This is a genomic window from Sulfodiicoccus acidiphilus, from assembly GCF_003967175.1.
GTDB classification, from domain to species: domain Archaea; phylum Thermoproteota; class Thermoprotei_A; order Sulfolobales; family Sulfolobaceae; genus Sulfodiicoccus; species Sulfodiicoccus acidiphilus.
Genome location: NZ_AP018553.1, coordinates 1,276,118 through 1,298,499 on the forward strand (window position 1 = coordinate 1,276,118; position 22,382 = coordinate 1,298,499).

The window sequence follows — 22,382 nt, forward strand, 5'->3', positions numbered from 1 at the left end:
GCAGTCCTTGACAAGGCAAGGGATTCACTCCTTTGTGGGAAGGCCACCTTTGGTCAACCGAGATACATCGAGTACCTTGTTGATCTCCTGTTCACTCATGCCCATGTCCCTTAAGGCCTCTCTAATCGACATTCCTTTCGCTATTCTCTTGCCTAAGGCGGATGCCCTATCGTAACCGATGAGTGGGGAAACCACTGTTATTAGAGAGGCTGAGGACTCGGCGTACCTGAGAGCTTTCTCTCGATTAGGTACGATCTTGTCAAGCACCAGGGAGCTAAACTTCCTTAGCGCCTCCGAGAGGAGCGAGGCCTGACTAACTACGTTGTAACCCATTAGTGGCACTCCCATGCTCAGTTCGAACTCCCCCAGCATCCCTACGAACTGGTTAGCGTGATCCAGACCAATCACCTGAGCGCACACCAGTAAGGTGGACTCGACCGTTACTGGATTGGTCTTGCCAGGCATTATACTACTGCCCGCCACCTCCTCTTGGCTTGGTATGTCTATTTCGTTCAGGCCAGTGTATGGACCTGAGAACATTAGCCTTACGTCCTGACCTATTCTGTACAAGTCCAAGGAGATCCCCCTCATGACGGCACTCAGGTTAACCATGTCAGTAAGTAGTCTCATTGCCCTGAAACTGTTCCCTTTCTTAAGGGGGTACCCAGTGAGTTTGGCAAGTCTGGACACTACTTCGTCTCCGAAGTTCGGGGGAGTATTGAGGCCGGTGCCAACTGCGGTTCCCCCAATCGGGAGCTCTGCCACATACTCCAGTGAGCTCTCCAAGGCTCTCCTTTGATGGGATAGAGCGTCCTCGTACGCTCCGAACTCTTGGCCCATAGTGACAGGAAGAGCGTCTCTGAGGTGCGTCCTCCCCGACTTCACTATACTGGAAGTCCTCTCAGCCAGCGACCTAAGGGAGCCTATTGCCTGATCTAAGGCTGGAAGTAGGGATTCCCTCACTTCAGCGTAAGCGGCAACCCTTATGGCAGTGGGTACTGTATCGTTGGACGACTGCCCCATATTGACGTGGTCGTTGGGGTGAACCTTGACTCCAGCTAACTGACTGGCCCTTGCGGCAATTACCTCGTTGATGTTCATGTTAAGGCCAGTTCCCGATCCAGTCTGGAATACGTCTAGAACCACTTCTTCGTCATGCTTACCTTGCATCACTTCATTAGCTGCATCCATTATTGCCATTCCTAGCTTGGAGTCCAGCAGTCCTATGGACGTGTTGAAGTCTGCGGCAGCGTACTTGACTGCCCCCATAGCCCATATGAGTCTTCTAGGGAACCTAGTTCCCGTGTTCATGAAGAGTTTCTTGGCTGCCTCAACGTACGACATGATCAGAAATTCGAAGAGAAGGTTATAGGGATTGGGGTCTCTGATTCGTCCCTAATCTTATGAAAAGATACCTATAGGAGGAAATTGCTGCTGGCTTCCTTTCCGCTCATGGAGGAGGCGAAGCTTTCGATCTTTGTAACCCTCGCCCTTGAGGGGTTGAGCGGGGTCAATTAGGTCTTCCCCAACTTCCCTAGCCTTTTCTACTTATGTTCATGTATCCATAATCCAAGCGGAGGACTTAGGGCAGTTAGTAGTATTCTGAACGTCATCCCCATATTCTTTCCCCGTTATAGTAGAAACAATCTTGTCCTGGAGTAAGTTGAGACTCATTCACCCAAGCTGCCCACTCCACCTCATCACCAGTCCTGAAAGGAAGCTCCTTCTCAGCATAGGAAAGGAACACCCTCACCCTAATTTGTTTTGAGTGAGGAGAAAATATCCCCAAGGAACCTATTATCGTCGGTCTTATGCCTACTTCTTCTTCTGCTTCCCTCACTGCGGCCTCCATAGCAGTCTCACCCTCCTTCCTGTGTCCACCAGGGAGGGCCATCTGACCGGACCAAGGATCGCCCTTCCACGCCCTTCTCTTAATTATTAAGAAGCTGTGATCCGTAAAAAGCAGTACTACTGCGGCCTCACTTATCACATCGTCTTCGATCGGCCTACTCAAGAGGTAGGGAAGGTTCATATCTTTCACAAAATTACTTGAGTGACTTCACCACCTTCTCCACTTCAGTGTAGTTGGGTTCTACACCAGGATTGTCCGACACCCAAGCATATCTAATTACACCATCCTTGTCAATCACGAAAACTGACCTCTTAGCGACTGTCCATCCAGGTAAGTTAAGGAAGTTCTCGTTTACGATACCGAACTTAGATATGGCCTCCCTAGTAGTGTCACTTGCCACCACGTAGTTCAATTTGTTCTCCTCCTTAAACTTTTTGTTAGAAGGTGGTGTATCTGTGCTTACCCCTATGACCACCGCGTCGACCTCGTTGAACTTGGCCATATTGTCCCTGAATGTACACATCTCCTTAGTACAAACAGAAGTGAATGCGCCAGGGTAGAATGCCAATACGATCACCTTTCCCCTGAAATCGCTTAGCTTGATTGTCTTGAAGTCTGTCGTGACTAGCTGAACGTCTGGTGCCTTATCTCCTACTTTAACCATGACTCATCAGACGTCATACTGTAGTAGGCCGTTTTAAGTTTTAGTAGAGCACGATCTAGTTCGGGATCGATCCTCACATGAGAACTTACTCGATTTTCCTCAGTCCTTGTTTCCTTAGTTGCTTTGAAATAACCTGAAATTCCTAGCTATGACAGTTAGTCCTCTATTATATCCGATAGTTTATCGAAAGCGTCACTCTGTCTTGTTCATACAAACCGATTGAAAGTTTTATATTTTTAATTATCTATATTAATATTTGAAATAAATCTTAAATATACCGCTTCTTATAAGTGTTCACACTTTTGAAATCAGCTACCGTTGTGCCGATCACTGCTCTCCTCACCTCGCTTTGGCTCTCCTCTCCTCTCCCCTGACCTTCGCTATACCACCTTTTAACCTGGATACTACAATTCCGACGAACATCGTCCCTATTCCTGTCACCGTATAGACCGACGGAATCGCTAGCGCCTCTACAACTTGGGCCACAGTGGCAAATATGGGCACCGAGAAGCTCATGATGGTGACCTTTGCGACTTTCTCAGTTCTCACCATCGAATTCCACAGGAAGAATCCGACGGCCCCTCCTAACACCGACGTAAACAAAAGGTCACCTAGGAACTTTCCAGTGAATTGGACATGTGGAGTGATGAGGGAGAGACCCACTAGGGGTATAGAGCCCACCACGAACTGAGATGCGTTAAGAGAAATGGGATCGTAGTCCATTAACTTTCTATAATACACAGTGAAAGCGGCCCAGAACACTGCGTTTACTATAGTCAATACGCTACCTATCAGAGTGAACCCGTGAGCTAGGGGGATTCCGTATATCAGAACTCCAACAAGGCCCACAACGAGGCCCATCGTTTCTATCCTTTCTGGTTTCTCTTTTATTACCAAGTACGCTATGGGCAGCGAGAATAAGGGCATGGAATAGCTCAATACAGCTGACTGAGCAGGCGTCACGTAAATCAGACCGTAGGCCCATAGGCTTGAGCTAGTCACTGTAAGGAGAGAGAGGATTAAGACTTCCCTGTTCCATATTAATTTCCTTGCTATTCCATACATTATAGCGGCCGAGATCAAGTACCTCATAGCCATAAAGGGAAAAGGCGCAGCGTAGTTCAGCGCATCTTTAGCGAAGTAGTACTGAAACGTACTTATCAGAACGTAGGGAACAAGGTAGCGCAGGACTCTCATTTACCATCTCTTCGTGACCTTCACTCCTGCGAACTGAGGAAATAGGCGTTTCCGTCCTTCTTTTCCTTTATGCCCATTAATCTCTACCAACCATAGGACTCTCCTAGGGTGATATGTTCCTGGAACCTCTCACTTTCGATCAACCACTTCTTTGACCCTTCTTCGAAATCGAGAATAAGAAATTCCTTCCGACCTAAGTTGATAAAAAGATGCTAGTTAGTTTAGTTTAACCACATCTAAAACAGAGTTAAGGTCGTGTAGGTTATTCTAGATACATAACCTCCCTACTCCACTCATCCCGTCGACTTTGGCTTAAAAGCATCATAGGCGTTTACTTAAGCCGCTCCCGTTGTGGTGGCTATACATTACATCTCCTCGTAATCCTCGGCGTACATTTCGGGCTCCAGTTCCTCCGCAGCCGACTTCTTCAGTTCCTCGAGGTGATCTAGAATCTCGTTTAATCTATCGAACTTCGAGGGTATGTACTTAAGCCTCCCCACCGACATTGCGTATGAGCCAGGACATAAGAACCTTTCCTTCACGACTATGGCCTCAGCTCCTAGGTCTAAGATGGCCTCCATTGAGGCCTCCTTGCTCATTTGATATCCAGGGTTTTCGTACTGCTCCACCACTTTCTTCTCGTCGTCTATTATTGCTAATACTTCGCCTCCGTCCAATGGTTTCAGAGTCTTCTCCTTATCGTATACCACAGCTATTTTCATAATCTCTTAACGTTGGCCGTTCACCGCTATTTAAACATTGTTAACGAGCAGTGAACGGCGATACAATTATATGGCTTTAAAAAATTATTTCCCCTATTATATTAACTCTCCATGGACTGTATTAGGAAGTCCGCGAACTCTTCAGTAGAGAGGGGCTTCACTCCCATAAACCTAGCTATATCTTGCGTGACCTTCTTTTCCTTCATGGCCTTCCTTATCGCTGCATCGATCAGATCTGCTGCTTCCCTCCAGCCCATGAAACGAAGCATCATTTCTCCCCCCCTTATGATCCCAGTGGGGTTAGCCACGTTTTTCCCTGCGTACTTGGGAGCGGTTCCATGAACTGCCTCAAACATCCCTCCCGTGTCTCCCACGTTCGCCCCACCGAGTAGACCTATGTTCCCGATGAGGGCCCCAGCGGCGTCAGAGATGTAGTCACCGTTTACATTTGGGGCCAGTATTACATCATACTCCTCTGGCCTAATTATTATCTGCTGAAACATGTTGTCGGCTATCCTATCGTTGAAGACTATCCTCCCAGGCTTGCCCTGGGCCTGTTCCTCCTCAGTGACCACATACTCTCTGAACTCCTTCAATGCAACCTCGTAGGACCATTCCCTGAATGCTCCCTCGGTATACTTCATGACGTTGCCTTTGTGCATCACTGTCACCTTCCTCCTGTTATTGTCTATAGCGTATTTGATCGCCATTCTAGCTATCCTTTGTGTCTTGTACTTGCTCATGAGCTTAACACCTATTCCAGTATCGTCCTCTACGTCAACCCCTAACTGTCTTCTGAGGAATTCCCTAAGTGAGGCGGCCTCCTTGCTATCGACACTGTACTCGATCCCTCTATATAGGTCGTCTGTGTTCTCTCTGAATATTATCAAGTCAACCTTCTCTGGGTTCTTCAGGGGACTCTCCAACCCCTCCATGTACTTCACTGGCCTGATGTTAGCGTAGGCGTCGAGCATGAGCCTGATGGCGACGTTTATTGACCTCCACCCTTTCCCTATTGGAGTCTCCAGAGGTCCCTTCAGTACGACCCTATACTTCTGTATGAGCTCCTGTGACTCCTTGGGGAACCTGTCTCCCTTAGCTCTCTCTGCCTTCTCACCAGCTAGTGCCTCGACCCACTCTATCTTAGATGACTTGTAAGACCTCTCCACCGCCTTATCTATAACCCTCATGGCAGCCCTCGTGATTTCCGGCCCTATGCCATCCCCTTCTACGTAGACTATCGTGGGATTCTTGGGCACGATCCATTTGCCGTTCTCGAACTTTATCTCCATGGGGACTCTGTTACTTGGGCCCAAAAAAGGGTTTCTAGATAGATTTTCATGAATTTATTGTGTAGTCGTATATCACCATGACGTCTGCCTCCCTGTCGAAAGTCCTCGCCTTCGACACAACGTTTCTGGCCTGGTCCATGCTTTCTACAAACATGAAGTGGATGCTATGACCGTTCCCCATGACCTTGAAGAATGTGTATTTCGTGAACAACCTATCTAGGGTTTGGTCGTCCCTGCTGAACATGGAGAACACCACGGAGTCGCTCTTGGAGACGTCCAGCACCGGGAGCACCTTTATCATCCCTTTCTCCTTCAAGAAAGAGATGTGCCTGTTGACAGTCTTGGCCGAGACTCCCATTTCCTTCGCTATGTCTGAGACTTTTAAAAGAGGATCTGGCTTCATTATGCTTAGGATCTTCTGAGTGAAGGTCGAGGTTGGTTTGAGGTCCTGTTCTGGAACGTAAGTCATTACGGGAGTCCCGAGTTTCTCCGTCATAGTTTTGAACTTCGCTTCGAGGTCTTCCACAGTGTTAGCGGCTACCTCGTAAACGTTAAGCCACTCTAGGCATTTGAAGGTAGAAACTACCTCTCCGTCGTAGTCAGTGTAGTTCTTGAATGCTATGAAGCCGTGGTACTGGCCCATTAAGTTGGGGTTAACGTAGAGGGTGAATTTCTTTATTATGTTATCGTCAATCAACTTCCTTATCCTGTAATTCACGGCAGGTGGGGAAAGTCTTAAAGCCGTAGCTATGGAGCGCTGGGAGGCCCTTCCGTCCCTGAGAAGCATGAAGAGAATTCTTTTATCTACCGCATCCACGGACACCCCTACCGTACAGGGGCTATAAAATATTTGGCAGCTGCAAATTGACTTTAGTTACTTATAGCTCATCTTACGTTAGTTATCATTCCCATCCACGCGCCGTCGTAAAGGAAGTATTGAGCTTCTATGTATATCTTCTTTGGGCCCGCCTTTGTTCTGACCTTGACCTGATACACGAAGTAGTAGGTCTCACCATCTATCTCGGTCTGTGCCCTCTCCGGGAACTCCACGTCGTAACCGTACCTCTCGGCCATTTGTTGTATCATCGTCGTGAACCGGGTGGCTATCTCCTTCATAGAGTCACCATAGACCGGCTCAAACGACAGACTCATGAGCTCCTTCTTAAACACGGATACACTCTCTCCGCTTCTCACCCTTCTGGCCCTTCGCTCTGCAGTCTGCTTCTTATTCACAGCTTCAGTCTCAATGTGCCACGGTATAAAAGACAGATCACTGCTTTAGACCTCTCTTCTTCAGTTCCTCAAGAACCTTAGGTATGTCTATCTTCATTGGACATACCTCTCTGCATCCCCCAGAGTGGACGCACAACTGAGCGGGTCCAAAGTCCCTGTAGACCACGGCCGACCACATGGCCCCCATTGGGCCAGAATAAGGTGGAACTCCCCACTTTCCACCAAATACCCTGTAAACTGGACAATGGAGGTGACACCTACCGCACCTCACGCAAAGTAGGGACTCCCACAGTACTGGGTCTTTCGCAGCTTCCCTCCTTCCGTTGTCTAAGAGCACCAGGTGGAACTCCCTGGGTCCGTGAGCCGGACTTACCCTCTTCATCTCTATGTCAGCAGTCGAGCTAGGACCAGAGGACACGTTCACGTAGCTAGGAGGGTAAAGTCCTCCGAAGGCCGCCTGCACCAACGCCTCGTAGAGAGCTAGTTGGAGATTGGGTAGTATCTTCTCGAGCCCAGCCACAGCTATGTGCACCTCTGGTAGGACTGTCGTCATTCTTATGTTACCCTCGTTTTCCACTAAGATTACAGAGCCCGTATCGGCTGCGACCGCGTTGGCCCCAGTTATCCCTACGTGGGCTTTGATGAACTTATCCCTGAGGAACTTCCTGGCAGTCATCGCTATTTTCTCGTGGGTGGAGTTGTTTAACTCGTTGTCGATCTTCCTCATAACTTCCTCGGCCCTCTCCTTGGTCATGTGTAGAGAGGGAGCGATTATGTGAGAAGGTGGTTCGTCGGCGAGCTGAATAAGGAACTCCCCAAGGTCGGTCTCCCAGACGTCGTTCCCCATTGCTTCAAGATGTTTCCTCAACCCAGCCTCGTATGCCACCATCGACTTCCCTAGGACTATCGTCTTTCCAGTCCCAACTATCTTAGATACTATCTCCTTGGCTTCCTCAGCGTTACTGACCAGGTGGGCCCTCCCTCCACTCTTTTCAACAGACTTAATTGTCTCCTCTACGTAGCGATCTAGGTTGCGAAGGACTTCGGTCTTACCCTCCCTCACTTTCATGGCCAAGTCCAGGAGATAGGGGTGTTCCTTGAGGATCGCCTCCACCTTTGGAACGTTGTTCTTCACAGCCCTCTCCACTGCGTATATCCAGGTCACCCGATCACCTCTCATTCCAGCGTAAAAACATTCATCTGAAGCTCATTAACTCCGCTAAATCCATTACTTTTCCTTTAAAGTGAGGAGAGAGTGCCAGATAACAGAGAGGACAGACTACGACCAATTTGTCCCCCAGTGAGCTCAGTTGTGCCGCCCTGTAGGAGGCTATGGCCTCGCTCTCTCTTTTCCTGAGCGGCCCGATGGGTGCTCCGCAACACATGGAGGTGGCGGGTCCCGTCACAAGCTGATCGTCTTTGAGAGAGGCCCCGGCCGCCTTAATTAAAGATCTGTAAGTCTCCCTCAATCCGAGGAAACGCGAATACAGACAGGAGTCGTGAACCACGTACTCACCTTCTACTTTAGTACCTAGGTCTCTTATTAACTGGAGGTAACTCACCACCTCTAAATCGAAATTGGTGAACTCCCTGTACCTTGAGAACGCATAATGGCTGTGAGGGTCTACGGTAATCAGCTTCTTCACCCCTAGTCGGTTGAAGTGCTGCATTACCCTCTTAGCATACTCTGCGAACTCCTCTACGAACCCAAGCTCGAGTAGGACCGTGCCACTGTAGGGCTCATCCTCGTAGAGGTAATTGAACTGTACTCCACTCCTCTTGAGCGCAGCCGCAACGTTCTGCAAGATCCTCTTAGCTCTCTCCCTATGCACCCTAGATGGGGTTATGGCCATAGCTAGGGGGTAGAGCTTCTCGGCTCCCTCCACCTTCGACAGTAGTGGTAACGCGTTGGCGTAAAGGTCGGTGAGTGGCGTCAGCTGGTACATGCACCCCGTGTAGATCACGGTTCCCCCTCCCCTCGGAATGTCGGTAGCCCATTCTGTGCACACCTTCTTACTTGTGGGGAACGGCATCATGTAATCTTTGAGGCTCCTTACTAACACCTCGCGGACTAAACCCTCGATCTTCACGCATGCAAGTTCCCCGTCGCAGTATTTTAGCTGGAGCCCTAACCCATAAATGTGTTGAGAGTTGGAAATCAAGTTCAAAATATGGCTTGAAAAAGGGGAAGGCCTGTGGTAGGAAAGGGAGGGGTCTCTCTCCTGAGAGAGATAGAGAGGACAGGTTCCATATCGAAGGCTGCCCATAACCTAGGTATGTCCTATAAGTTCGCATGGGACTACGTAAGTAAGATTAGAGAAGAGTTGGGAGAGGTGGTGTCTAAGAGGGGAAGGGAAACAGGTGGCTCGTCACTTACACCGCAGTTGGAGATGGTCTTGGAGATATACGAGGAAGCAGAGGTGGAGGTGAGGAACGTCTTAGATAAGTACGAGGCCAAACTCAAGGAGCTAATCGGCGATCCCTGATGGCCTTAGCGAACTCTTCGACGACTGAAGCGGGCGAGTTTGACTTCATGACGGCGGAGGCCGCGCCTACGCCATCAGCACCTAGTTCCATGGCCTTGATCACATCCTCGTAGGTGCTTATTCCAGCTCCCACGATTAGTCTCACAGACTGGTTCACCTTGACTGCCTTCACCGATTCCGAAACGATCTCTGGTCTCACCTTAGAAACGGATCTTCCAGAACCGATTAGCTCGGGTGGCTCCACTAGCACTGCTGTTGGTCCCATGAGAGCTGCTGGGGCCACTAGCTCTCTCCTGTCTACGCAAAGCACCGAGTCCATTCCCAGAGAGCTGAGCCTCTCTATGACGTTAGCCACTTGGTCCAGTCTGATCCTCCTCTCGCTGTGGTTCAGCAGCGTTCCTCTAGCTCCCGCTTCCTTGATCAGTTCAGGAGTTATGGATCCGGTGTGCGCTCCCAGTTGATCGTCGTCCACGTGTTGGGCGTAAATGGGTAGGGAGACGTTAGACGAGATCTCCCTTATCATTGTTGCTGGAACTGCCAGAGCAACTTCCACTCCTAGCTTTCTGCTGACCTGCTCTATGGACTTGGAGATATCCAAGGCCCTTGCTATCGAGATCTCGTAAAGCTTGAAGTTCACGATAACTATAGGGGTCCTCACGTCGTGTAGTTATAAGATCTCGCATGAAAAACTTACCCTCTGTCTATTCCCGCTTGGTAGCCGTATCAGCACTTCAGAGTGGGGAATCCACGAATTTCGAAATAAGCTATTTGTCAGTCTTAGCCTTCTCGTCATCGTTCGGTTCCCGGATTCCTCTTCATCCTTGGTCTAACTCGCTTTCTTGGCTTTTAAATGAGGCCGATGTGTGCCTCATCGCTTCAACCACCACTTTCAGTAATCTCCTCACCTTTGAGAGGCATAGTATGGGCGCTAGGATGAACGACGTTATACTGGCTGCAGCACCGTAGTTAGCTAAATCTTGTCCACTGTAGATGGCGCTCAATTCATGCGTCCCTGGGGGGAGAGTCACGTTCCCGATCACCTTGTGCCCGTCCATAAGGTACGTGAGGGCCGAGTAATTCAGTAAGTGGACTAGAACTGGTGCGTCCGATTGGACCCTGAGTATCTCTCCGCCCAAGGTCAGACTGTCGTTCAATGACAAACGTGGCTTTTCTGGTCCTGGGTATCCCACCGCGTAGAATTGGATGCCCTGGTCCACCAATTTAAGGAGCGTCAACGTTACCGGTCCCTCAGAATTCAACACAATCCCTTGGATACCTGTCACTGCTTTATCGGGCGACACTTCAGAACCGTTGGTGAGCAGAAATTTCGCCGTGACTGGAGATGAGGAATTAAGGTACAGGGTACCGTTGAGGGGTTTGTCCAGTAAGAATATTATGGTAGCGTTGTCTCCAGTCCAACTGACGTTCCTCTGGTTCACTTCTAGAAGAAAAGGCACTCCTACTTTCACCGACCTGAGGAGTAAGGGACCTCCCCTCTCAACGCCCACACCGAAGAACTTCGCCGAACTCCAGGTCAGCGGCGTCTCAATTGAGGTGGGGATGAATGTGTCGTTGACATACTCCCCGAAAATCTGAACGGAACCGTTGATGTCCCTCAAGAAGAAAGTCACCGAGAACGGATAGGCCGTGTTGAAGTAGGAGAGTGTCCCCACGTAACGTGGTAGGCTGTCGTTCTCGTAGAACACCGATCCCTTACCCAGCCCAATTAGGAGCCCAATTGACGGGAAGCCTGACTTTACAGTGTAGTTACTCCCTATGAAAACGTAGCCTCCGTATAGGCCACTCGCTGAGAAGGACAAACTAACTCGGGTTTGGTTGAGTAAAAGCGGCCACGCCGCGACCTGAATCCCCTGAGTGGAGGAAAGCTCCACAGTCGTGTTGAGAGTCTCGACTATCAGCCCCGCCGATCTCAACGGTGGGGTCAAGTTGCCTCCCGAGTAAATGGCGATCGGTCTAGGCACCTCTACCCAACTGCCGTTGGCGGGGTAGGTCGTTCTGTTGAAAATAGGCGAAGCGTAAGCTGGAAACCCCAAAAAGGCGGAGTTGTTCCTAATCGAGCCATTAGGCCGGACAATGTACTCTATGGCGGAGACTGGGACCGGGGTGCTGTTGATAGGCACTGGCGAGGCCAGGGGGTAGGAGTAGTTCCAGAAGGTAAGTCCCCCAAGAGACCCCTCTATCGAAGGCACCTTCACCTCAGATACTGGAGTGAACGTGTAAATGCCTTGGGCCGCGGAGAGAACCACCAAAAAGACCGCGAATCCCACTAGAACTTCCTTGATTTCACTCCTTGACACGCTTTCCACTAACCACAGGAGTCCCAAAACCAGGGTGGGGTAAAGGGCTTGATAGAAAGGGAGGTGAAAGGCCATGTAAACTGCGCTAGCGACTACCAGAATCGTGGAGTAAGTGTCCCCTCCTGAGGTTGACGCGACGACGGCCACGGTCAAAGCCACAAGTAAGGGTAGTGTCAATTCCACTTGGCCTAACGAAGGACCTCCTAAAACAGCGTAAGGAACTATCCAAAACATGTTAGCTCCAATAACTGCTAGGACAACGTAGAGCCTTTCTTTCCTGATCCAGCCCGAGGCGATCGTAGCGGTGGCCGGGAGAAGGAAGAAGGAGGAACCCGAGACCGAGGCAAGCATAAGCGCTGGATACCTTAGGTATGGCCTGAGGTTGGAATTGGCCAAGGCTATGAGCAAGGGCAGGAAGGCGAAGCCCCAGGACAGGGAGGGATCCCAGAATGGAGTAGCTACCTGGTATACTAGGGAAAGTAGAGTCCTGTACTTCCACCCCTTGAAAGCCCAGAAGGCTGACGTTCCCGCCAGAAATGTCACTATGAACTCGTACACTCTAGCCCCCTCCAAGCCCATGAGAATCGAGATCCTTGACACCAGCCACGTCCCTAGGATCTCGTTGATTACGGGGTGGTACATAGCAGGTATCCAGAGGGAGAGTGGGTCAGAGTCAAAGTAGAAGGACCTAGGAGTCCAATAGTAATATGCGTAGGATGGACCTAAATACGCAACTAAGGCAGGAAAGAGGAGGAAGGGTGCTAACCTGAGCACGGTAGACATCTTTTTACCTGCTCTCTTGCCCTCTAAGGCCACCCCTACCACACCGAAGACCAAAGAGAGGAAGGCTAGGTCGGACATGGCATTGGAGGGACCTGAAAGACCTAAGGAGTAGTCCAAGGCAGACGCTATTATGAGGAGTACTCCTGTGGCTATGACTCCCCTCAAGTCTCTTTTTAGGTACAGTAGGGCGCCCACCAAAGTGATGAAACCCAATAATTGAAGAGGTGTCCCCTGTCCGTAGAGCGCAGAAACTAGTGAGATTGGGGAAAGGTATTCCACCGAGCGTCCACCCATATAATAGGAACTCAACGCTGCTGCTGTTCCCATTAGTATTACGTAGTGGTCTGTGAGTCCGAAGGGTATGGATCCGACTACTACCACCCAGGAGTACCTGTTGAGTTTCAGGGCTCCGATTGAAGCAGCTACTGCAATTAGGAGAGCTAACTGATACTGTGGCGAGTGAGTTAAGAAGAGCCCAATTAGTTCAAATGCGACCGGAAATGCTAGTAATGCTCTCCTATCCATGGATGGTCAAGGAAGTCAAGTTATAAAACTGTTATCTTAGCGGGAGTTGAGTGGGATCCCTTATGCAGAGACTATAGCACCTTCGCGCGACCAAACGCTTTCAATCTCTTCTAAACGTCCTTGTCTAGAGTTGCGTTCACGTAGTGCCACCCGAGGACTTCAGTCGACTACCCCCGAACCGAGGACTGACACCTCTCGAGAGGGTGGGGGACGAGGAAGGTGAGGGTGGTGCTCCCCTCCACCGGCCCCGAGGACTTGAGGGTTTGCGATCCCTTAAGGGTGGCCGGGGCGGAATTGGAGGTGGATGAGTTACGCCGCGGGTAAACATAACTACTTCGGGGAAATCAATTGATCCACAGGCAAATTGGCGGACTTTTGAAGGACTTGGTGATCGCCAACTCGGCCTATAAAGGAGCAACGACTTGATCCACTAAAGTGGACTGTTCCAGTCTAACAGGGCTCCTGCTTTACAACTCCCTTTCCTGCTATCATGTACCTGTGTGAGGATAAAGCCCCAAGGGCGCCTCCTACTACGACCCTTTGCTAACTCGAAGTTTTCTTTTCAAGATTGAGGCGTCATCGATTTCCTCGAACCTCTGGGCGTACCCCTGAGCTACTAGGACCCTTGATAGATCCTGTCTGTGCCTCAATCGTAATAACAACTTGTCGTAGTTGAGTTTACAGAGAGGGGGGTTGAGGGGGCGGAAAGCCTCGCCCTTCACGGCGGGGACGGATAGCCCCCTTATATATTTAAATACTTCTTTGTTAAAATTTCTATTAGTGGTACTAACGACGCTCCTCCCCAGCTCGATCTAAGGTTTAATGGGACTGAGGGAGGAGCAGCTATTATCTCCTTCTCTTAAGGGACTAGACGTAATGGGTGAAAGTCCCCTCCTCTTCAAATGGGAGTGGATCTCTGATCCACTCGACTGCCCACCAAACGAGACATGTAAACCCGAACCGATGGTGGGAACGACGAGCCCTCTGGGAGGGAACCATCGCCCTTCCAGGGCGGGGAGGAAGTCAGCCTCCACCAAGAACCAATATCTTAATCCCCAGGTTGGGTGGCACGAGAGAACTCTCTTCCTCTGAGATTAAAAATGAGTCTCGAGTAAGTACATTCGTGTTGTGGGTACCTCCTAAGGAGGTAGTGGAGGGATCTAACGTCTCCCAATTGTTGAGGAAGTCAGGAGTTACCACTTACGAGGAATTAGTCAAGAAGTCCTTGGTCGACTACTCTTGGTTCTGGGGAAACCTCCCTGATTGGTTGGGGTTGAGGTGGGAGAGGAAGTTCACTCAGTTGTTAGATAGTTCTGCAGGGCCTGAGTGGACGTCGTGGTACGTAGGGGGCTTAATCAACCTAGAGGAACAACTCCTTGAAGATAAGTCTGGCGTCGCCCTGATCTGGGTACCAGAAGTGGGACCCTCCAAGGAGCTCACGTATCAAGATCTGGCACGTATGAGTTCCAGGTTTGCCGGCTTTTTGACCTCCCAGGGAGTGGGGGAGGGAGACGTGGTAACTCTCTACGCTCCCATGATCCCTGAGGTATTGGCAGCCATGTTTGGGACGTTCAGGGTGGGCGCAATCGCCTCTCCGGTTTTCTCGGGCTACGGGGCCTCTGCCTTGGCCGAGAGACTTAGGGGAACGAAAGTCCTAGTCACCGTCGACGGCTACTACAGGAGGGGTGAAGTGAGGAGTTTGAAGGGGGTGGTGGACTCAGTGGTGAGCGATGGTGTCAAGGTAGTGGTGGTAGAGAGACTGAGGTCGTCGGTGGAGATGAAAGAAGGAAGGGACTTCACCTTTAGGGAGGTTCTGGAATACGGGGAGCAGGAGAGGAGGTACGTGGATCCCAACCATCCCGCCCTCCTCATGTATACATCGGGCACCACGGGCAGGCCAAAGGGAGTCCTCATAAGCCACGCTGGAGCCGCGTTAGAGCCGGCGAAGGAACAGAGGTACAACTTCGATCTAAAGCCTGGCGATAGGCTCTGGTGGGTAAGTGACATAGGGTGGATGATGGGTCCATGGCAGGTTATAGGGTCTCAGGTCCTTGGAGCTACCCACCTCGTAGTGGAAGGAGCAATAGATTATCCCTCGAAACACAAACTGTGGGACGTTGTCAGAACTCAGGGCGTGACTCACCTTGGCTTCGCGGCCACAGTGGCCAGGATGTTGAAAGGGTACGGGGCTCCTGAGAGCATACCTAGGCACCTGAAGGTCTTTGGAAACACCGGGGAACCCATAGACGAGGACACGTGGAGGTGGGTAATGGAGGTGGGGGAGTGGAAGAGGCCCCTAATCAACATCTCTGGTGGGACTGAGGTGTTCGGTTGTATATTGGGCCCTAGCGTGCTCACCCCACTCAAGCCCTCAACTCTGTGGGGACCTTGTTTGGGAGTAGACGCCGACGTAGTGGACGATGAAGGCAGATCAGTGAGAGGTAAAGTGGGTTACTTGGTGATTAGAAGGCCAATTCCCTCGATGACCAGGGGGTTCTACGGTGATAGAGAGAGGTATCTAGAGACCTACTGGTATAGGTTCTATGGTATTTGGTATCATGGTGACTTAGCCTATGTGGACGAGGAGGGTTACTGGTTCCTTCGAGGAAGGGCCGACGACGTAATTAAAGTGGCGGGTAAGAGGGTCGGCCCTGCCGAGCTAGAGACAGTGTTGAACTCACATCCCGCGATCTTGGAGAGTGCCTGCGTTGGTGTCCCAGACTCCGTGAAGGGAGAGGTGATATACTGCTTCGTTAAACCGAGGGCATCCTCGGTTCCACTAGGGGAACTCAGCGATCTGGTGGCCAACACGCTTGGGAGGCCGTTCGTCCCAGAGAAGGTATATCAGGTCAGGGACCTCCCACGAACCAGATCAGGTAAAATAATGAGGAGGGTGATCAAGGCGGCTGTGACGGGAGGCCCACTAGGGGACCTCACCTCACTGGAGAATCCAGACTCCGTTCAGGAAATTAAAAAAATATTTGAGAGATAAATCTTTATTAGACTGGAGCTGAGTTAACTATCTCCTCAATCTCATCTGTCTTGAATCCGCTCCTTGTGGCCGCGAAGTAGAATCCAATTCCCACTATAGCTGCTACTACCGTATCGTACGGAAATGGAATGAGTGTGTTGAAGCCGAACGCGCCAAAGAAGGATAGAAGGTACATCGCCAATATGAGACCTATTAACCAATAACCTGCCCTAATGGGCGTCTTGTCTTTGGACATCGCTTGGAGCGCGAAGGTCATTCCTATAACAGTCGCCGCCGTTAGAACGTAGTATATGGCGAAATACATAGTGACAGTGGATATCGGTTCTGTGGCCAACGTGCCGGGCACAATCACGTAGTAGTATCCGAAAATGCTAAGAGCGAGGATGATCGCGAACTCCAGAGCCCCGAGCAGGTACGAAGTGAAGGGCTTTGTTCCCAGCTTCCTAGGAGCGTAGAGCAGAAAGAACAACGGAAGTCCAAGGAACACACCTGATATTATGAAGAAGAGGGTAGAGAACCCAGACCAGTAAACTATGAGTACTGCCGCCATGGAGGCTATGGGGGCAAGTACTTGAGCTCCAGAGAGTCGGAAGGGCCTGTGTAGTGTGGACGCCGTTTTCCTCAGAACAGTTAGGGATATCCCTCCCATGACGTAAGTGAAGACTGTCGCAGAAGATATGAACGAGACGAGGAGGTACCAGCTGGGGAAAGGAAGGAGAAATATGGCCCCTACGACTAAGGAGGCCACAAGCGACCATATCGGTATCTTATACTTGGAGAGTTTAACGAACGCGCTCGGTATGTACTGATCCGTAGCAAGTCCGTAGAAGGTTCTTGTCCCAGTACCCATGTAAATCCACCCCGTGCCGCTGGGGCTTATCCAGGCGTCAATGAGAAGGAGGTAGGAGAAGGCAACGAGGGCTGGAATCGATGTGGAGACGAGCGCGTTGTAGAACGGCCCTGACGCCCAAGTCGAGGTTAGTAATTGCCCCCAGTTCCCAGGTTGAATAGGGCCCACAATCGCCCCCGTTGAGTTGGTGAGCTGGATCTTGCTCCAGTCTATCGCGCCTATGAAGGATACCTGCAGTAGTGTGTAGATTAAGATTGCCACGGCAACTGAAAAAATGGTTGCCCTAGGCACGTCTCTCTGTGGGGTTTTAGCCTCGCCTCCGTACTCTAGAGCTTGCCTGAACCCGAGATAAGAGAACACTATGCCCGTGGTGGGGATTGCGTAGAACATGGCAGCTACTCCTGTTATTCCTGGAACGTGAAGGTTGGCTGATGGGAAGAAGCCGCCATATGCCGTGAAGTTTGACGCATGGAAGGAAGCGAATAGTAGGAGGAATGTCAGTGTGGGGAGGATAAACTTCCACCAAGTGACACCCGTGTTAAACTTCCCCAGGAACCTGATTCCGAAGTAATTCAGGAAGAAGAAGGCGATCATGAGGACAATTGCCATCAAAATTCCCAGTCCAGTGAGCACTGTAACGGAAGTTCCCAGCACAGTGGTCGAGTAGGTGAGAGATGGAATGTAAGTGGCGGCGTAACCTACTACAGCCTCTGCCTCAATGGCTGGGACTGAGACCGTGGAGAGTAGGTACAGCCAGCCCATGATATAGCCGGTGTAGCTTCCGTGAGTGTAGTGAGGGTACCTCACTATTGCTCCAGTTCTAGGTATCATTCCACTGACCTCCGCGTACGCCAGAGCTATGAAGAGAACGAAAATCCCCCCTATGATCCATGATAGGATGGCCCCAGGGCCGGCGGTGGCGGCACCGTCTAGGGCCGCAAAGAGCCAGCCCGACCCAATGATGCCCCCATGGACATGAAGAAAAGATCTTGGAAACTCAGGGCCTTCCTCAGCTGCCGATCCGCTTCCTTTACTTCAGTTCCTTGAGCCTGAGACTTATTCTGTTCAGACTCCATCTCCTTTGTTAACGAAGTTATAGATTTAAACTTAAGGGTTAAGTTGTGCCTACAAGTTGCGCCATATTCTCCTTGTAGACTCTGTGCACGTCCCTTAGTGCTTGGTTCAACTTCTCCTTCTCTTCCTCGGGTAGAGTTCCTTCTATTGAAGGTCCAATAACGTTGCCTACGACCGTAGGTACAGCGATGTGAATGTAGTCGTTGTCCACCTTGTGAGGGGTAGCTATACTCATAACCCTATTCTCGTTCAACACTATGGACCTCACTACGTCCTTTATAATAGTGGCGGGTCCCCAAGTTGTCCCTCCCATTACCCTTATGATTTCCGCCGCTATTCCTTTGACGTATTGGTCAACCTCTTCCCTCTTCAGTCCTAATTGATCGAAGGGTTTCCCGTCAACTGAAACTGTGCTCCACAGGACTACAGCGTCTTCTCCGTGTTCTCCGCCGACGAAGCCATTAACCTTGGTGACGGGCGTCTTCAACTTCTTAGCTATAAACGACCTCATCCTCATCGTCTCCACCTGGTCTCCGGTGCTTATTGTGAACGCCTTCGAGTAGTTCATGAATACGGACGCCATCATATCCACCGGGTTGGTGACCATGACGTACTTCGCCCCAGGGTTCCTAGGTACTAGGTCCTTGGCAAGTCCCATCATTATCTTGGCGTTGTCCACGAAAAGATCCCTCCTACTCATACCCGGTTTCCTTGGTTTTCCGGCAGTGATCACCACTACATCCGCCCCGTTCACGTCCTGTATGTTATTGGAACTCAGGATCTCTGTGTTTAGGCCTCGAGTGGCGAGGGCGTGCCTAAGTTCGTGTTCGAACTTGTCAGGCAGCTCGGGTATCACGTCGTATATCATTGCCTCAGAGGCCAAGCCATCCATTATGATTGAGTAGGCTATGGTCTGACCTATTTTCCCAACACCTATGAACGCTATCTTTGCCATGCTCCCCTATCCTAGGCCGTTTTTTTAAACTTTAGCTCTCCCCTCCTCTCGTGGAGATAGCCGAACTGATAGCGGAGTACGTAACGTCCTCGGACACTATACCAGATGAGTCCCTCAAGGAGGCCTCGAGAAGGTTTGTGGACTCGTTGGGCGTGGCCAGGGCTGCTCTCGGATCCCCACCGGTCTCCGCCAGCAAGAGGGCGCTCACCGCGTTCCATGGGGAGGCCTCTCTCATAGGAGGGGGAAGGTCAAGTCCTGACGCGGCGGCCTTCTATAACGCCCTAGCGATAAGGTACCTCGACTTCAACGACACCTACCTGTCCAAGGAGCCGCTACATCCAAGCGATATGATAGGCGGGTTGATAGCTCTGGCTACTGCCTTCAACAAGTCGGGGAGGGAATTAGCAGAGGCGATCGTAGTAGGTTACGAGGTGGGAGTTAGCCTCTGTGACACCACTTCATTGAGAGCAAAGGGCTTCGACCACGTGAACTTCTTGCAGGTGGGGGCAGCAGCGGGCATGGCCAGGCTGATGGGGCTCGACAGGAGAGCCACGGCAAACGCGATATCCATGACAGTAGTTCCTCACGTAGCATTGAGGCAGACCAGAGTTGGGGAACTCTCTATGTGGAAGGCCGGAGCAGCAGGGGAGGCCGTGAGGAACGCCACCTTCGCCGTGTTACTTGCTAGACAGGGTTTCACCGGGCCTAAGGAGCCTTTCTCGGGGAAGATGGGGTTCATTAACCTCATCGCTAGGGACCTAGACCCCACTCCTCTCTCTAAAATGAACGGGAGGAGGATACTCGACACCTACATAAAGTACTACCCGGTTGAGTATCATGCTCAGGCAGCGGTGGAGGCTGCGAAGAAGATAAAGGTGAAGGACGTGAAGAAAGTGACCATAGAGACCTACGAAGCGGGTAAGAGCATCCTGGCCGACAAGGAGAAATGGAGGCCGACAAACAGGGAGACCGCCGATCACAGCCTACCCTACATAGTTGCCGTTACCCTATTGAGGGGTGAGTTCTGGTTAGAGTCTTACGACCTCATAGGTGACCCGAGGGTGCTAGAGATCATGGATAAAACGGAAGTCGTAGAGAGGGAGGACTACACTAGGGTCTACGCCGATGAATTACCTACCAGAGTAATAGTGGAGTCGTCAGAGGGTGTAAAGGAGGCAGAGGTCAGGATCCCTAGAGGTCACTCTAGGAATCCTATGAGTGACGAAGAGGTGTTAAGTAAGTATTCCAGGCTCACAGGGCAAGAGGAAAGGCTCAATTTACTGCAGCTCAGTCCAGACGGGTTGAGGTGGGAGGTGAGCTGAACGTCGGAGGTTCTCAGGAAGGAACAGTTCTTAGTAATTCCCGGGGTGTTCAACGCCTTCTCTGCCCTCTTAGCAGAGAAAGTTGGATTCAAGGCCGTCTACCTCTCCGGTGGGGCCCTCACCTCCTCGATGGGCCTCCCAGACATAGGGTTAATAACGCTCACGGAGCTGGCCGATGCCGTGAGAAAGATAAAGGAAGTAACAGACATACCGCTCATAGTTGATGCCGATACTGGTTTCGGGGAATCCGTCAACGTTTACAGGGCAGTCAGGGTGCTCGAGGAGGCTGGAGCAAACGCGATTCAGATTGAGGACCAAGTGATGCCCAAGAGGTGTGGTCACTTGGACGGTAAGGAAGTGATATCCAAGGACGAGATGGTATTCAAACTTAGGGCCGCCATCAGGGCCAGAAGGGACGCCCTCATTGTAGCCAGGACCGACTCTAGGGCCGTGCTAGGAATAGGTGAGGCTGTGAACAGGGCGAAAACGTACTTGGAGGAGGGTGCCGACGTGATTTTTCCTGAGGCCTTGACTTCCAAGGAGGAATTCGCAGAGTTCGCTAGGGAGGTGGAGGCGCCTCTGCTCGCCAACATGACGGAGTTCGGCAAGACCCCACTCATATCCGCCACTGAGTTCAGGGAGATGGGGTATAAGTATGTCATCTTCCCTGTGACCATATTCAGAGTGGCGGCGAAGGCAATGAAGGAAGCCTTGCAAGTTTTGCTTGAAAAGGGTACACAGGCTCCTCTCATGGAGCTCATGATGACTAGGAAAGAACAATACGAAGTAATTAAGTATAACTTCTACGAGCAGTTAGATAAGGAACTGTCAAAGTACAAACAAAAGAACCCTTAAATTTTAGTAATTTATGAAGTCATCATGGAATCGGTGTTTTACACAACTGAGGTGAGCAGGGAGTGAGTGAGACAGAGAAGGCGGAAGTGAGCAGAGGTCTAGAGAACGTCTACATTAAGGCGACGTCTCTCACTTATATTGACGGAGAGAGAGGAATACTCAGGTATAGGGGTTACGACATAAACGACCTAGCAAACAACGCTACCTACGAGGAAGTGGTGCACCTTATGCTTTACGGGGAGCTGCCCAACTCGGAGCAGCTCAAGAGGGTCAAGGACGTCCTCAACTCATCGTACGAAGTCCCAGAGGACGTCCTAAGGGTGATGGAGGTTCTCCCCAAGGACTCCGAGCCAGTGGCGCTAATGGAGGCAGGCTTAGCGGCCCTTGCCACCCACGAGAAGGAGTTCAAGTGGAAGGAGAGGGACAGGGAGAAGGCGTTGGAAATAATAGGAAAGGTATCTACCATCACGGCCAACGTGTATAGGGTTAAGCAGGGACTCACACCGAGGGTTCCTTCCCCCGGAGAGAGCTACGCCAAGAGCTTCCTTGAGGCCACCTTCTCCAAGTCTTTCACATCCCAGGAGTCATCCATGATGGATAAGTTCCTGGTCCTTTACGCTGATCACGAGGTACCTGCTTCCACCACTGCCGCCTTGGTCACGGCCTCCACCCTGTCTGACATGTACTCCTGCATGGTTTCGGCCATCACTGCCTTAAAGGGTCCTCTCCATGGTGGGGCGATGGAGGCAGCTTTCCGACAATTCAAGGAGATAGGGGACCCTTCAAAGGTGGACGATTGGTTCGAGAGAACGATAGTCAAGGGAGGCAACAGGCTAATGGGCTTCGGCCACAGGGTCTATCGCACCTACGATCCGAGGGGAAAGATCTTCAAGTCGATGGCGGAGGTGGCAGCACAAGGGGAAGCGAGGAAGTACTTGGAAATAGCGGAGAAGCTGGAGACCTTAGGGGTGAAACACTTTGAGTCGAAAAAGATATACCCTAACACCGACTTCTACGCTGGCATCCTGATGTACGGGCTTGGCTTCCCAGACTTCATGTTCACTCCGCTCTTCGCCCTGTCGAGGACCTTAGGGTGGCTGGCACACGTGGTAGAATACGTCGACGAGCAGCATAGACTCATAAGGCCGCGAGCTCTCTACGTAGGACCTGGGAAGAGAGAGTTTGTACCCCTTAACCAAAGGAAGTGAGCCTCACCTCGTGAGTATAAGCTTTTTAGAACTGATATATCAATTATAACAACA

At 50.9% G+C, this 22,382-nt stretch carries 17 protein-coding genes and 2 pseudogenes; 5 read left to right on the top strand and 14 right to left on the bottom strand.

Annotated features, from left to right (window positions below; translation table 11 throughout):
- Positions 1–24: 24 nt before the first annotated feature.
- The 10 genes from HS1genome_RS06840 to HS1genome_RS06885 form a co-directional block, all read right to left on the bottom strand.
- Positions 25–1,344, bottom strand: coding sequence for a class II fumarate hydratase (locus HS1genome_RS06840; protein WP_126450141.1), 1,320 nt, complete (start codon positions 1,342–1,344; stop codon positions 25–27).
- Between the two features lie 265 nt (positions 1,345–1,609).
- On the bottom strand, positions 1,610–2,014 hold the full coding sequence (locus HS1genome_RS06845; RefSeq protein WP_232018734.1) for an NUDIX domain-containing protein: 405 nt from the start codon (positions 2,012–2,014) through the stop codon (positions 1,610–1,612).
- Positions 2,015–2,045: 31 nt separating this feature from the next.
- Positions 2,046–2,516, bottom strand: coding sequence for a peroxiredoxin (locus tag HS1genome_RS06850; protein ID WP_126450143.1), 471 nt, complete (start codon positions 2,514–2,516; stop codon positions 2,046–2,048).
- A gap of 339 nt (positions 2,517–2,855) precedes the next feature.
- Positions 2,856–3,713, bottom strand: coding sequence for a DMT family transporter (locus HS1genome_RS06855; protein WP_126450144.1), 858 nt, complete (start codon positions 3,711–3,713; stop codon positions 2,856–2,858).
- A gap of 365 nt (positions 3,714–4,078) precedes the next feature.
- A complete protein-coding gene (locus tag HS1genome_RS06860) occupies positions 4,079–4,435 on the bottom strand; it encodes a hypothetical protein (RefSeq protein WP_126450145.1) in 357 nt (118 codons plus the stop codon).
- Between the two features lie 101 nt (positions 4,436–4,536).
- Positions 4,537–5,727 carry an NADP-dependent isocitrate dehydrogenase gene (locus HS1genome_RS06865; RefSeq protein WP_126450146.1) on the bottom strand — a complete coding sequence of 397 codons (1,191 nt, stop codon included), beginning with the start codon at positions 5,725–5,727 and terminating at the stop codon, positions 4,537–4,539.
- Between the two features lie 46 nt (positions 5,728–5,773).
- The gene (locus tag HS1genome_RS06870; RefSeq protein ID WP_126450147.1) at positions 5,774–6,544 is read right to left on the bottom strand and encodes a winged helix-turn-helix transcriptional regulator; all 771 of its coding nucleotides are present in this window, start codon (positions 6,542–6,544) and stop codon (positions 5,774–5,776) included.
- 68 nt (positions 6,545–6,612) lie between these two features.
- The gene (locus tag HS1genome_RS06875) at positions 6,613–6,960 is read right to left on the bottom strand and encodes a hypothetical protein (RefSeq protein ID WP_126450148.1); all 348 of its coding nucleotides are present in this window, start codon (positions 6,958–6,960) and stop codon (positions 6,613–6,615) included.
- Between the two features lie 37 nt (positions 6,961–6,997).
- Positions 6,998–8,140: an LUD domain-containing protein gene (locus tag HS1genome_RS06880; protein WP_126450149.1), complete on the bottom strand. Its 1,143-nt coding sequence runs from the start codon at positions 8,138–8,140 to the stop codon at positions 6,998–7,000.
- A 16-nt stretch (positions 8,141–8,156) separates the two neighbouring features.
- On the bottom strand, positions 8,157–9,050 hold the full coding sequence (locus HS1genome_RS06885) for a heterodisulfide reductase-related iron-sulfur binding cluster (protein WP_229768049.1): 894 nt from the start codon (positions 9,048–9,050) through the stop codon (positions 8,157–8,159).
- A gap of 105 nt (positions 9,051–9,155) precedes the next feature.
- On the opposite strand from HS1genome_RS06885, the gene HS1genome_RS06890 reads away from it, so the two are divergent.
- Complete coding sequence (locus HS1genome_RS06890; RefSeq protein ID WP_232018735.1) at positions 9,156–9,446, top strand: winged helix-turn-helix domain-containing protein; 291 nt, start codon at positions 9,156–9,158, stop codon at positions 9,444–9,446.
- Here the strand turns inward: HS1genome_RS06890 and tpiA are convergent.
- Together tpiA and HS1genome_RS06900 are read right to left on the bottom strand one after the other, a co-directional pair.
- Positions 9,421–10,104: a triose-phosphate isomerase gene (gene tpiA, locus HS1genome_RS06895; protein ID WP_126450150.1), complete on the bottom strand. Its 684-nt coding sequence runs from the start codon at positions 10,102–10,104 to the stop codon at positions 9,421–9,423. The genes HS1genome_RS06890 and tpiA overlap by 26 nt on opposite strands.
- A 157-nt stretch (positions 10,105–10,261) precedes the next feature.
- On the bottom strand, positions 10,262–13,072 hold the full coding sequence (locus tag HS1genome_RS06900) for a hypothetical protein (protein WP_126450151.1): 2,811 nt from the start codon (positions 13,070–13,072) through the stop codon (positions 10,262–10,264).
- Positions 13,073–14,195: 1,123 nt separating this feature from the next.
- On the opposite strand from HS1genome_RS06900, the gene HS1genome_RS06915 reads away from it, so the two are divergent.
- On the top strand, positions 14,196–16,064 hold the full coding sequence (locus HS1genome_RS06915; RefSeq protein WP_197721475.1) for an AMP-binding protein: 1,869 nt from the start codon (positions 14,196–14,198) through the stop codon (positions 16,062–16,064).
- A gap of 7 nt (positions 16,065–16,071) precedes the next feature.
- Here the strand turns inward: HS1genome_RS06915 and HS1genome_RS06920 are convergent.
- Together HS1genome_RS06920 and HS1genome_RS06925 are read right to left on the bottom strand one after the other, a co-directional pair.
- Positions 16,072–17,990: pseudogene (locus HS1genome_RS06920) on the bottom strand (APC family permease).
- 38 nt (positions 17,991–18,028) lie between these two features.
- The gene (locus HS1genome_RS06925; RefSeq protein ID WP_126450153.1) at positions 18,029–18,943 is read right to left on the bottom strand and encodes a lactate/malate dehydrogenase family protein; all 915 of its coding nucleotides are present in this window, start codon (positions 18,941–18,943) and stop codon (positions 18,029–18,031) included.
- 50 nt (positions 18,944–18,993) lie between these two features.
- Between HS1genome_RS06925 and HS1genome_RS06930 the strand changes: the two genes are divergently transcribed.
- The 3 genes and pseudogenes from HS1genome_RS06930 to gltA all read left to right on the top strand — a co-directional run bounded on the left by HS1genome_RS06930 (position 18,994) and on the right by gltA (position 22,328).
- Positions 18,994–20,265, top strand: a complete 1,272-nt coding sequence (locus tag HS1genome_RS06930) for an MmgE/PrpD family protein (RefSeq protein ID WP_126450154.1) — start codon at positions 18,994–18,996, stop codon at positions 20,263–20,265.
- A gap of 3 nt (positions 20,266–20,268) precedes the next feature.
- Positions 20,269–21,120 (top strand): annotated as a pseudogene (prpB, locus tag HS1genome_RS06935) (methylisocitrate lyase); the annotation flags it as partial.
- 62 nt (positions 21,121–21,182) lie between these two features.
- Positions 21,183–22,328 carry a citrate synthase gene (gltA, locus tag HS1genome_RS06940; protein WP_126450156.1) on the top strand — a complete coding sequence of 382 codons (1,146 nt, stop codon included), beginning with the start codon at positions 21,183–21,185 and terminating at the stop codon, positions 22,326–22,328.
- Positions 22,329–22,382 lie beyond the last annotated feature (54 nt).

Bases quoted from the DNA above. Each gene is read 5' to 3' on its own strand.
- HS1genome_RS06840 (WP_126450141.1), bottom strand. From the start codon at position 1,344: ATGTCGTACGTTGAGGCAGCCAAGAAACTCTTCATGAACACGGGAACT.
- HS1genome_RS06850 (WP_126450143.1), bottom strand. From the start codon at position 2,516: ATGGTTAAAGTAGGAGATAAGGCACCAGACGTTCAGCTAGTCACGACA.
- HS1genome_RS06855 (WP_126450144.1), bottom strand. From the start codon at position 3,713: ATGAGAGTCCTGCGCTACCTTGTTCCCTACGTTCTGATAAGTACGTTT.
- HS1genome_RS06860 (WP_126450145.1), bottom strand. From the start codon at position 4,435: ATGAAAATAGCTGTGGTATACGATAAGGAGAAGACTCTGAAACCATTG.
- HS1genome_RS06865 (WP_126450146.1), bottom strand. From the start codon at position 5,727: ATGGAGATAAAGTTCGAGAACGGCAAATGGATCGTGCCCAAGAATCCC.
- HS1genome_RS06880 (WP_126450149.1), bottom strand. From the start codon at position 8,140: ATGAGAGGTGATCGGGTGACCTGGATATACGCAGTGGAGAGGGCTGTG.
- HS1genome_RS06900 (WP_126450151.1), bottom strand. From the start codon at position 13,072: ATGGATAGGAGAGCATTACTAGCATTTCCGGTCGCATTTGAACTAATT.
- HS1genome_RS06925 (WP_126450153.1), bottom strand. From the start codon at position 18,943: ATGGCAAAGATAGCGTTCATAGGTGTTGGGAAAATAGGTCAGACCATA.